This window comes from Marinactinospora thermotolerans DSM 45154 (genome assembly GCF_900167435.1).
In the GTDB taxonomy this organism is placed as follows: domain Bacteria; phylum Actinomycetota; class Actinomycetes; order Streptosporangiales; family Streptosporangiaceae; genus Marinactinospora; species Marinactinospora thermotolerans.
On sequence record NZ_FUWS01000006.1, the window covers coordinates 1 to 12,350 of the forward strand.

Sequence of the window (12,350 nt, forward strand, 5' to 3'; positions counted from 1 at the left end):
ACGACGCCGGTGGGTTCGATGCGGCGTTCTTCGGGATCAGTCCGCGTGAGGCGGTGGCGATCGATCCGCAGCAGCGGTTGCTGTTGGAGGTGGCCTGGGAGACCCTGGAGCGTTCCGGGATCGACCCCGACCGGCTGCGCGGCACCCCCACCGGCGTCTTCATCGGCGGCACCCACACCGGATACGGGGCGGAGGCCCACTCGGCCGACGCCGAGGGGTACCTCGTCACCGGCAACTCCGCCTCGGTGATGTCGGGTCGGGTGGCTTATGCGCTGGGTCTGGAGGGTCCGGCGGTGACCGTGGACACGGCCTGCTCGTCCTCTCTCGTCGCGATCCACCTGGCGGCCGAGTCGCTGCGCCGTGGCGAGAGCACCCTCGCCCTCGCCGGCGGTGTGACGGTGCTCCCCGAACCCGACCTGTACGTGCAGTTCAGCCGGCAGCGTGGGTTGGCCCGTGACGGCCGGGTCAAGGCGTTCTCTGATGATGCCGATGGCACGGTGTTCTCCGAGGGCGTGGGGTTGATCCTGTTGGAGCGGCTTTCTGACGCGCGTGCGAACGGTCACCGTGTTCTGGGGCTGGTGCGTGGTTCGGCGATCAACCAGGATGGTGCGAGCAATGGGTTGACCGCTCCCAGTGGTCCGTCGCAGGAGAAGGTCATCCGTCGGGCTTTGGCCGCGGCCGGCCTGGAACCCGGGGACGTCGACGCGGTCGAGGCCCACGGCACCGGCACCACACTGGGCGACCCCATCGAGGCGCAGGCGCTACTGGCCACCTACGGGCGTGACCGAGACGGCGCGGAACCCCTGTGGCTCGGTTCGATCAAGACCAACTTCGGGCACGCTCAGGCGGCCTCGGGGGTGGCCGGGGTGATCAAGATGGTGGTGGCCATGCGGGAGGGCTTCTTGCCTCCCACCCTGTACGCCTCCTCCCCCTCCACCCACGTGGACTGGGACCAAGGCCGGGTACGGCTTCTGGATGAGGGCCGGGACTGGCCTGAGCGGCCGGACGCGCCCCGCCGGGCCGGAGTGTCCTCCTTTGGGATCAGTGGCACCAACGCCCACCTCATCATCGAACAAGCCCCCCACCACCCCGACCACGCCGACCAGACCGAGCACTCCGACCAGCCCGACGATTCTGACCAGACCGGGAAGGCTCCGGTTTCGTCTGTGTCGTTGCCGTTGACCCCGGTGGTGATCACCGCGCGTACCCCCCAGGCCCTACCCGCCCAAGCCGCCCGCCTAGCCGACCACCTGGCCGCTCACCCCGAGCATGACCTGCCCGCCATCGCGTTGGCCACCACCACCCGCACCCCCCACCAACACCGCGCCATCATCCTGGCCCCCACCACCCACGACCTACACACCTCACTGAACAACCTCGCCCACGGCCACCCCGACCCCGCCACCATCACCGCGCGCGCCCGCACCACCAAAACCGCGCTGCTCTACTCCGGCCAAGGCGCCCAACACCCCGGCATGGGCCACACCCTCTACACCACCTTCCCCGCCTTCGCCACCGCCCTGGACCAGGCCTGCGACGCCCTGGACGCCCACCTAGACCACCCCCTACGCGACGTCATGTGGGCCACCCCCGACCACCCCCTCCACGGCCTGCTCAACCACACCGCCTACACCCAACCCGCCCTCTTCGCCATCGAAACCGCCCTCTACCACCTCCTCACCACCTGGGGCCTACACCCCGACTACCTCACCGGCCACTCCATCGGCGAGATCACCGCCGCCCACACCGCCGGCATCCTCACCCTCACCGACGCCGCGACCCTGGTCACCGCCCGCGGCCGCCTCATGCAAACCCTGCCCCCCGGCGGCGCCATGACCGCCATCCAAGCCACCGAAGACGAAATCACCCCCCTACTCAGCGACCACCCCGGCCACATCGCCATCGCCGCGATCAACGCCCCCGACTCCACCGTCATCTCCGGCACCACCACCGCCGTCAACACCATCACCGCCCACTTCACCGCCCTGGGCCGCAAAACCCGGCCCCTCAACGTCTCCCACGCCTTCCACTCCCCCCTCCTGGACCCCATCCTCGACGAATTCACCACCATCACCGCCGGCCTGACCCCCCGCCCCGGCCACACCCCCGTCATCTCCAACCTCACCGGCACCCCCCTCACCCCCGACCAAGCCGCCGACCCCACCTACTGGGCCCACCACGCCCGCCACACCGTCCGCTTCAGCGACACCATCACCCACCTCCTCGCCGCCGGGACCGGCGTGTTCATCGAAGCCGGCCCCGACACCCCCCTGACCGCCATGGGCCCACGCACCGCCCCACCCGACACCACCGCCCTGTTCACCGGCCTACTACGCCCCGGCCACGACGAACCCACCACCCTGCTGCGCGGCCTGGCCACCGCCCACACCCACGGCACCCCCATCGACTGGGCCCGCCTGCACACCACCACCGGCCACCCCGCCCCCACCCCCCACATCGACCTGCCCACCTACGCCTTCACCCACCACCACTACTGGCTCACCGGTAGCGACAGCGGACACGAGCAGACTCCGGCCGGCGTGGACGACGGTTTCTGGACGGCCCTGGAGTCCGAGGAGATCGGGACGCTGGCGGAACGGCTGGACGTGGACGCCGAGGCGCTGGAGACGGTGCTGCCCGCGCTGTCCTCGCTGCGCGACCGCGAACGCGAGCGCGCCGAGGCCGAGAGCTGGCGGTACCGGCTGGTGTGGCGGCCCGTGGAGGTCCCCGCGACCACGCCGGGCGAAGCGGTGTGGTTGCTGGCGGTGCCCGCCGCCGCGCGGGACACCGACCGGGTCGGCGCCGTCGTGGACGGGCTGACCGGCCTGGGCCTGCGGACCCGCCTCCTCGTGATAGACGACGAGGACCGCGCCGCCCTGGCGGATGCGGTGCGCGCCCTGGTCACGGACGCGGATCCCACCCCGATCGGCGGCGTGCTGTGCCTGCTCCCGCTGGACGCGGCCCCGCACGGCGTCCACCCCACGCTCTCCCGGGGTACGTCGGCCACCGTCCTGCTGGTCCAGGCACTGGCCGACGCCGGGGTGACGGCCCCCCTGTGGGTGGCCACCGGTGGAGCGGTCACCGTCGACGGCGTCGATGACCCAGGCACGGTGGACCCCTTCCAGACCTCGGTCTGGGGGCTCGGCGCGGTACTGGCCCTGGACCACCCCGACACCTGGGGCGGTCTGGTCGACCTTCCCGCCGACCTCACACCCGAGGACGTCGCGGTCCTGCACGGTGTCCTGGCGGGCGGCGGCGTGGAGGACCAGATCGCGATCCGAGCGGAGACCGCGCACGCGCGGCGCATGGTGCGGGCCCGCGCCGGGGAGTCGCCGCAGTCCTGGCGGCCGCACGGGACCGTGCTGGTCACCGGCGGGACGGGCGGCGTGGGCGCGAACGTGGCGCGCTGGCTGGCCGAGGAAGGCGCCGAGCACCTGGTGCTGGTGAGCCGGCGCGGCCCCGCGGCCGAAGGGGCCGCCGACCTGGTGGCGGAACTGGAGAAGGCGGGCGCCACGGTGTCCGTCGCCGCCTGTGACGTCACCGACCGGGAGCAGGTGCGGCGCCTGCTGGCCTCGCTCTCCGACGGTCCGCCGCTGACGGCCGTGATGCACGCGGCCGGAACTGGGCACGAGGACGTGCTCGTCTCCGCCACTCCCTTGGCGGACTTCGCCGCCTTCGGGCGGGCGAAGATCGCCGGCGCGCTCGTCCTGGACGAGCTGGTGGACGAGGCGGCGGCCGCCCGGCCGGACGGTCGCCCGTTGGAGGCGTTCGTGATGTTCTCCTCCGGCGCGGCGGTCTGGGGGTCGAGCGGTCAGGCCCCCTACGCCACCGCCAACGCCTTCCTGGACGGGCTGGCGGAGCGCCGCCGGGCCCGTGGGGTGGCGGCCTCCTCGATCGCCTGGGGCGGTTGGGACGGCGGCGGCATGATGGACGGGACCGTCCGGGAACGGTTGGGCCGGATCGGCATGCGCCCGATGGCGCCCCGGGTGGCGGCCCGCTGCATCGGCCGGGCGCTGGGCGCCGGGGAGGATCACCTCGTCGTCACCGACATCGACTGGGAGCGGTTCGCTCCGGCGTTCGCGCTGGCCCGGCCCCGCCCGCTGCTGAGCGCGATCCCCGAGTTCGCCCGGGCGCTGGAGGAGACCGGTGACGGGGAGCCCGCCTCCGGGACGGGGGAGGACGGCTCCGACACGGCGCTGACCGAGCGGCTGGCGGGCCTGCCTCCCACCGAACGGGAGCGGGTGCTCGTGGGGCTGGTGCGCGCGGAGGCCGCCGCCGTCCTGGGCCACGACTCCGATGCCCCCGTTCAACCGGACGTGGCCTTCAAGGAGCTGGGCTTCGACTCCATGACGTCGGTGGAACTGCGCAACCGTCTCCACGCCGTCACCGGGCTGAAGCTCCCGGCGACGCTGGTCTTCGACCACCCCAACTCCGCGGCCCTCGCCCGCTTCGTCTTGGAGCGGCTGGTCCCGGAGGGCGCGGAGGAGACCGCGGACGGCATCCTCGGCCGGCTCGACGAGATGGAGCGGATGCTGCGGGAACAGCCGCTGACCCCGGGCGAGCGCGCCCGGATCGGCGAACGGTTCCGCGCTCTGCTGGACGCCACCGAGGCCCGGGAGGCCACGGAGGCGGACGAGACCGAGCGGGATCTCGACGAGCTGTCCGACGATGAGCTGTTCGCGGCGCTGGACGACCAGCTCGGGACGTCCTGACCGGCGTCGGCGCCGCTCACCGGCCGGGTCCGCTCGCGGGCCCGGCCGGTCGCGTCACGGCAGTGGGCGGCGCTTCTCCGGGGTGGTAGGGGAGACCTAGGGGTTGGTGACCCCCGGCCGCGAAATTATCGTTGCCCTGCGTATACGGGCCCGGCGCCGCAACGCGCGGCCATGCGGCGCGCCTCCCCCTTCCATCCCTCGCCGGCACCCTCCCGTCCCACCCGGACGAAGGCGGTGCCGTGTGCCCGCCGCCGTGCCCCCATCTCTCGCGGAGGAGACCCATGAAGGAGATCGCAGACGCCCTCGCGTCGGACGGATTCGACGCCGCGGCGGTTCGGGACCTCCCGATCCCCGAGACCTACCGGGGCGCGGTGGTGCTGGAGGACGACGTCGAGATGTTCGACGGCATCCCGATCAGGGACCGCGACCCCGCCAAGGCGCTGACCGTGCGCGAGGTCCCCACCCCCGAGCCCGGCCCGGGCGAGGCGCTCGTCGCGGTGATGGCGAGCAGCATCAACTACAACACCGTGTGGAGCTCGATCTTCGAGCCGGCCTCCACCTTCGGTTTCCTGAAGCGCTACGCCCGGTCGGTGCCCTCGGCCGCGTCCCACGATCAGCCGTTCCACGTGCTCGGTTCGGACATGTCCGGTGTGGTGCTGCGGACCGGCCCGGGGGTGCAGCGGTGGAAGGCCGGCGACAAGGTCGTGGCGCACTGCCTGTCGGTGGAACTGTCCGCGGCTGACGGGCACGACGACAGCATGCTCGACCCCGACCAGCGGATCTGGGGGTATGAGACCAACTACGGCGGGCTGGCCCAGCTCAGCCTCGTCAAGTCGAACCAGCTCATGCCCAAGCCGGCCCACCTGACCTGGGAGGAGGCGGCGGTCTCGGGGCTGGTGAACTCCACCGCCTACCGGCAGCTCATCTCCCGCAACGGCGCCCACATCAAACTCGGCGACGTGGTGCTCATCTGGGGCGCTGCGGGCGGGCTGGGCTCCTACGCCACCCAGCTCGCCCTGCGCGCCGGGGCGATCCCGGTGTGCGTGGTCTCCAGCGAGCGCAAGGCCGAGCTGGTCCGCTCCCAGGGGGCGGAGCTGATCATCGACCGGGCGGCCGAAGGGTACCGGTTCTGGAAGGACCCCGAGACCCCCGACCCTTCGGAGTGGAAGCGCTTCGGCCGGCGGATCCGCGAGCTGACCGGCGGCGACGACCCCGACGTGGTGTTCGAGCACCCCGGCCGGGAGACCATGGGGGCCAGTGTCTACGTCGCCCGCCGCGGGGGGACGATCGTGACCTGCGCCTCCACCTCCGGTTACCGGCACGAGTACGACAACCGGTACCTGTGGATGGGGCTGAAGCGGATCGTCGGCACCCACTTCGCCAACTACCGGGAGGCGTGGGAGGCCAACCGGCTCATCGCCAAGGGGACGGTGCACCCCACCCTGTCGGCGGTCTACCGGCTGGCCGACGTCGGTCTGGCCGCCCGGCGGGTACACGAGAACACCCACAGCGGCAAGGTCGGGGTGCTGGCGTTGGCGCCGCGCCCGGGGCTCGGCGTGGACGACCCCGAGCTGCGCGCCCGGCATGCCGACGCGATCGACCGGTTCCGTGAAGGGGACCCGGAGCAGACCGCCGTGGCCGACTGATCCGCGGCCTATCAGCGCCGGGCATGAAGAGACCGCCGACCGGAACGGGATCAGGGTTCCGATCGGCGGTCCGTTCCATGTCCGGTCCAGCCGGGGCCGGACCGGAAGGCGTGCCGGGGTCAGCCGACGTTCCGGTCGAGCGGGGCCGGTTCGCCGTGGCTGTGCTCCTCTTCGACGATCTTGGTCTTACGCAGGTAGACCATTGCGAGGATCCCCATGAGGACCGTGAGCACGGCGCCGGTGGCCGCGGCGGCCTGGGTGCCGTCGATGTAGGCCTCGCGTGCCGCGGTGACCAGTGCGGCCGCGGTGTCCGCGGCCAGCTGTCCGGCGGCGGCCAGCGCACCGCCGAGCGTCTGAGCGGTCGCCACCACCTCTGTGGGGAGTCCCTCCGGCAGGCGCTCCGCCAGCGAGCTGCGGTAGATGGCCGCGCCGACACTGCCGAGGACGGCCGCGCCCAGGGCACCGCCGAACTCGACGGTGGATTCGAAGAGGGCCGAGGCGGAGCCGGCCTTCTCCCGGGGGGAGTTGGCCACGACCATGTCGGAGGCCAGGGCCGACACCGAGCCGATGCCCCAGCCGACCAGCGCCATACCGCCGAACAGCAGCGGCAGGTTCGCCTCGACCGACAGCTGGGTCAGCAGCAGGAAGCCCACCGACATGACGATCAGCCCTGATCCGACGACGAAGCCGGGGCGGATGCGGCGGGTGAACGCGGCGCCCAGCAGCGCGCCGGCCACGGACCCGACGGCGGCCGGCAGGGTCATGACCCCGGCGATGAGCGGCCGCATCTCCAGGACGAGCATCAGGTACTGGGTGATGAAGTAGGTCGTACCGACGAGGGCGAACAGGGTGAGCCCCGCCGCGATGAGCGAGATGCTGAACGCCGACGTCCGGAACAGGGCCAGGTCCAGCATGGGGTGCTCGATCTTGCGCTGCCGCTGGATGAAGAGGACGCCCACGACCAGTCCCACGACGATGGCGCCCCACACCGGGATCCCGATGACTCCGGCGGCGATCTGCTTGACCGCGTAGACGATGGGGAGCACGGCCAGCAGGATCAGTCCGCCGCTGAGCAGGTCGAACCTCCCCTCGCGGTTGGGGCGCGTCTCAGGCAGCAGCAGGGGGCCGGCGATCAGCAGGATGATCATGAAGGGGACGTTGACGAGGAAGACCGACCCCCACCAGAAGTACTCCAGCATCCAGCCACCGGTGATGGGGCCGATGACGCTGCCGACGGACAGCATCGTGGCCCACAGCGCCATGGCCATCTGGCGCTGGCGGGTGTCCCGGAAGAGGTTGCGGATCAGGGCGAGGGTGGGCGGCATGAGGGTCGCCGCCGCGGCGCCCTGGAGGGCCCGCATGGCGATGAGCGTCTCGGCGTTGGGGGCGTAGGCGGCCACCACGGAGGTCACGGCGAACGTGGCGGAACCCACGAGGAGCAGCCGGCGCATCCCGATGCGGTCACCGAGGGATCCCATCGGGATGAGGAGGCCCGCCAGGACGAACGTGTAGATGTCGACGATCCAGAGCTGTTCGGAGGCCGTGGGCTCCATCTCCGCCGTGAGCGCCGGCAGGGCGAAGAACAGCGCGGTCACCGTGATCGAGATGATGAGGACCGGGAGCATGAGAACGACCAGGCCGGTCCATTCCTTCCACCCGGCCTTTCCCTGCTCCTTCACTGAAGGCATGTCGCACCTTTCCTTACGTGCATCAGAATTACTTTCGTACTGTGTCCAAGTACACCATAAGGCTGACAACAACTCATCACAACCCGGCCCCTACCTTGGAGTGCAGCCGTAACCTCCTGGGATGACACCAGGCCCTAAGACCCCTTTTGTCCCGGCCTAACGTCCTCCTGATCCGCTGAGCTGCATAAACGCATCTCTTTATTTCGTCACAGCTTTACCGCACAATCTGGACCGAGTATCATTTCAACACAACCGATCCTCGTGTGACGAAAAAAGAGGTGGGCGGATGAGGACCTGCGTGCAATGCGGACGCAAACTCGATGTACCGGCACGCGGCCGTAAACCCCTGTACTGTTCGCGTTCCTGCCAGGCGCACGCCTACCGGGCCCGGGCCAGGGCCCGCATGACCGAGGGAGACCCCTCCCCGCCGCAGCCCACGGCGGTGGAGGAGGGGGAGGGGGAGGACCGCCCCGCCACGCGCCAGGGCGGCGGGCAGAAGAGCGAGGGGCTCTCCCTCCAGGTGACGGTGCAGGCCGCCATGGAGATCGCCGACGCCGAAGGACTGGACGGGCTGTCGATGCGCAAGGTCGCCGCTCACCTCGGCGTGGCCACGATGTCGCTGTACCACTACGTCGCTTCGAAGGACGAGCTGATCGACCTGATGGTGGAGGCCGTTTTCAGCGAGGGCGAGCAGGGGCTCCCCGAGGCGACCGACTGGCGTACCGGCCTGGAGGCCGCCGCGCGTTGGGAGTGGGCGCTGTACTCCAGGCACCCCTGGAGCCTCCAGGTGATGGCCAGTGTCCATCAGCCCCTCGTCCCCAGCCTGCTGACCTACGGGGAACGGGTGCGCTCCCTCCTGGACGGCCACGGACTGGACCCGGTCACCTCGCACCGTCTGGTCCTGAGCGTGGACAGCCTCGTCCACGGGCTGGCGATGCTGCGCGTCAGCGAGATCGAGGCCCTGCGGCGCGGGCCGGACTCCGTCAGCGAGTTCCGCTCCGTGAAGGTCCCCGCGGCGCTGAAGACGACGGCCGACGTGTCCTATCCGCGCCTGGCCGCGCTGCGCAACCACGAGGAGGTCGTCGAGGACCTGGACGGCCTCTTCGAGTTCTGCCTGTCCCGGGCCCTCGACGGGGTCGCGCTCTTCCTGGAACGGGAGCGCTCCGCGGAGCCCGTGCACTCCCCGGCCGACCCCTCCCCGGAGGGAGCGGCCGGGGAGGAGGGCGCCGCGGGGCCGCGCCCCGGCCGGGACACGGCCCCCTCCGTCTAACCGACGACCAGAGGGGCCCGGCCCGGAGTGTCGGCGGTGCCGGTGGAGAAGAGGAGGGGCAGATCGTTGCGGCCGGCGATGCCGAGCTTGCGGTAGATGCGGGTGAGGTGCTGTTCCACGGTGCTGACGGTGATGTGGGCCTTACGGGAGATCTCCCGGTTGGTGTAGCCCAAGGCCGCCAGGGAGGCCACCCGGTGCTCCGCCGGGCTGAGCAGACCGCGCGCCCCCCGCGCCGGCCCCATCTCCCCGCCGCCTCCCGCCGTCGGCGCCTGCGCGGGCACGGCCGGCACCTCGGGGGACGGGCCGTCCGTCCCTCTCCGGCCGATCCCCCGCGCCTGCTGGCCGATGAGCCGCGCCTTGTCGTTCTCCCCCAGTTCGGCCAGGGTCCGGCCGAGCAGGGTGAGGGCCTGGCGCAGCTCGTTGTCGGGACCGGATTCCTGGAGCAGGTCGACGGCCTCGCGCAGCAGTGGAGGGCGCTGCCGAAGCTCCCTGGTCGAGGCCAGCACCATCAGCGCCATCCCCTTGGTGCGGGGGGTGTGGCCGTGGGGCAGGGCCCGGTGCCGGTCCAGGAGCCTGACGGCCCGCGCACGGTCACCGAGTTCGACCGCTGCCGTGGCCGCGCGCAGCGCCCAGGGCACGAGCAGCGGGTTGTCGAGTTCCCAGGTCCGCATCAGTGCCCCGCATTCCAGCAGGTCGCTCAGTGCGGCGTGCGGCTGCCCCACCGCGATCTGGTGGCAGCCGCGCGCGGCGAGGTGATGCAGCCCGTAGCGGGTCCGGTACACCCCCGCGGGGAGCGGGATGCGCAGGTACTCGGCGGCGCGTTCGTGCTCCCCCGTCCAGGTGCACGCCTCGACCAGCGTGGCGATCGGCAGCGCCGCCAGGACCCCCAGGCTCCGGATCGGCAGCGCCGTGAGGGCGCGTTCGGCATACCGGATCGCCGTGGCCGGGTCGCCGCGCCGCTCGGCGACGAAGGCGTGGAAGGCGGCGGTCACACTCGTCCACATCGGTGAGGAGCCCCGGGCCGCCCGCTCGCACAGGGCGTGGGACAGCGTGGCGGCCTCCTCAAGGCGGTCGGAGTAGACGAGGTGGAAGAGGGCGGACTCGGCCACTTCGACGCCGACGCCGTCGATCCGGGCGGACTGCAGGATGCGTTCCGCGGCCGCCGCTCCGGCGTCGGTCACCTCCCCGCGCAGACCGGTGGGCAGCAGCGCGGCCGGGGACCCACGCCGCCGCTGGAGCGGCGCGGCCCGGTAGCCGCCACGCAGCCGGTGGAACAGGACCGGATGGGTGCCGGACATCCACTGTTCGGCGGTGGCCCGCCATTCGGCCGCCTCCTCGCCCGCGTCGGCCTCGAGCAACGCGTACAGCGACGCGGCCTCCTCCTCGTTGCCGTGCCAGAGCATGCAGGTGAGAAGCCAGTACACATCGGCGGGTCCCAGCAGACCGTCACGCGCGGCCTGGAGCAGCCGGGAGAGGTGGACGAGGGTGGCGGAGGGGTTGACCCGCCACTCGGCCTTGGCCAGGGCGACGACGAGGTCGACACGTTCCCGTTCGCCGGTGCACAGGTCCACCGCGTGCCGGAGGTAGCGCACGGTGACCTCGTGCTCGTCGGCGGCACGGGCCTGGTCGGCCGCCTCGCACAAGATGTCGAGGATCCAGGATTCCTGGAGCGGGCCGCCCTCCAGGACCCGGTCCGCGACCACGGTGGGCTGCATTCCCATTCCGTGCAGGACCTGGGCGGCCCGGGCGTTGAGTTCGCGGCGCGCGTCCGGCTCGATCGCCTCCAGCACCGCGTCCCTGGCCGCGGGATGGCGGAAGCCCTCCGCCCCCAGCAGCCCGATCGACTCCAGCCAGGACAGGGTGGCGGCGACGTCGGCGCGCTCGACGCGCAGCACCCGGGCCAGCAGGTCTGGTGTGACGAAGGGGGCGAGGACGGCCGCCGCGTGGATGACCTGGCGGGCCGCGGGGCCGATGCGGTACAGCAGCGTGCGCACGCCTCCCCTGAACGCCTCCCCCGTGGCGCGACCGGCCGGATCGGCGGCGTAGTGCAGATCCTCGACGAGGGCGTGGACGAGCAGGGCGTTGCCGTTGCTGACGTCGTGGATCCACTCCGCGGTCGCCTCGTCTCCGGTCCCGTGGACCTCCTCCAGCAGCCGGGCGATCATGCCGGGCCGGTAGGAGGTGAGCCTGAGCCTGCGACAGTTCGGGTGGTGCATGAGGCCCGCCTGGATCCGCAAGGGGAGCCCCGACGGCCCTTCGGTGACCGTGAAAACGAGCAGGACCCTGGCTCCGTGCACCCGGTTGACGAAGTGGGTGAGCACTTCGAGGGAGATGGGGTCGGCGTACTGGACGTCATCGACAGTGATGAGTACAGTATCGTTGTCAGTACGCTGTGTGATGGCCCCCCACAGACCTTGGGTGATTCCGATCCAGTTGACGTCCTCCACCCTGACCCCGTCCGGTCCGGCGTTGAACATCGCCTCGCGCAGTTCCCTGAGTGCCCAGGGAGGCTCGTCGAACGACGTGGCAAGGCTCTGTGCGATCTGATAGACGACCCCGAGCGAGAGGTTCTGTTCATTCCTCAGACACGAGGCGCTCAGGTGGACGGTCTCCGACCGAACCGCGGCCTCGGCGAAGGCGTGCAGCGTCCGCGTCTTCCCGGACCCCGGCGGCCCGGTGATCACCGCGATCCTCCCCCGCCGGTCGCCGATTTCGTCGAGCATCGACCTGAGAATGGTCAGCTCGGATTCGCGTTCAACCAGCTGCATCGACTTTTCCTTCTGACGTAATCCCCGTGAACTTCTTTTCGGCAGCTCGCCTTCCGGAAAGTCAGATCATTTCCGGGAGAACACCCGACCTGGTCCAGGATGGGGTGATGGCACCATGGACGAATGACCATGGAAGGCCCGCGAGCAGGATGGATTATCACGAAAAGGGCGTCCGCCCCGGCCTCGTTCCAGCCCTCCGGGATCGTCACCCGGGGCCGGCCCCCATTCCGCCGCCCTCGCCCTTCAACGCGAGGCACGGCTGCGGG

Annotated in this window: 5 protein-coding genes; 3 read left to right on the forward strand and 2 right to left on the reverse strand. The window is 71.3% G+C overall.

Annotated features, from left to right (window positions below; genetic code table 11):
* Nucleotides 1-4,712 (forward strand): type I polyketide synthase (locus tag B5D66_RS11660; RefSeq protein WP_078761735.1); only part of this gene is annotated, 4,712 nt, incomplete at its 5' end.
* A gap of 281 nt (nucleotides 4,713-4,993) precedes the next feature.
* Entirely contained in the window at nucleotides 4,994-6,358 is a 1,365-nt protein-coding gene (ccrA, locus tag B5D66_RS11665; protein WP_078761736.1) for a crotonyl-CoA carboxylase/reductase, read from the forward strand.
* 119 nt (nucleotides 6,359-6,477) lie between these two features.
* On the opposite strand, the gene B5D66_RS11670 is transcribed toward ccrA, so the two are convergent.
* Nucleotides 6,478-8,046: an MFS transporter gene (locus B5D66_RS11670; protein WP_078761737.1), complete on the reverse strand. Its 1,569-nt coding sequence runs from the start codon at nucleotides 8,044-8,046 to the stop codon at nucleotides 6,478-6,480.
* Between the two features lie 286 nt (nucleotides 8,047-8,332).
* On the opposite strand from B5D66_RS11670, the gene B5D66_RS11675 reads away from it, so the two are divergent.
* Nucleotides 8,333-9,316, forward strand: a complete 984-nt coding sequence (locus B5D66_RS11675; RefSeq protein WP_078761738.1) for a TetR/AcrR family transcriptional regulator — start codon at nucleotides 8,333-8,335, stop codon at nucleotides 9,314-9,316.
* On the opposite strand, the gene B5D66_RS11680 is transcribed toward B5D66_RS11675, so the two are convergent.
* Nucleotides 9,313-12,084: a helix-turn-helix transcriptional regulator gene (locus B5D66_RS11680; RefSeq protein ID WP_078761739.1), complete on the reverse strand. Its 2,772-nt coding sequence runs from the start codon at nucleotides 12,082-12,084 to the stop codon at nucleotides 9,313-9,315. The two genes, B5D66_RS11675 and B5D66_RS11680, sit on opposite strands and share 4 nt — an antisense overlap.
* Nucleotides 12,085-12,350 lie beyond the last annotated feature (266 nt).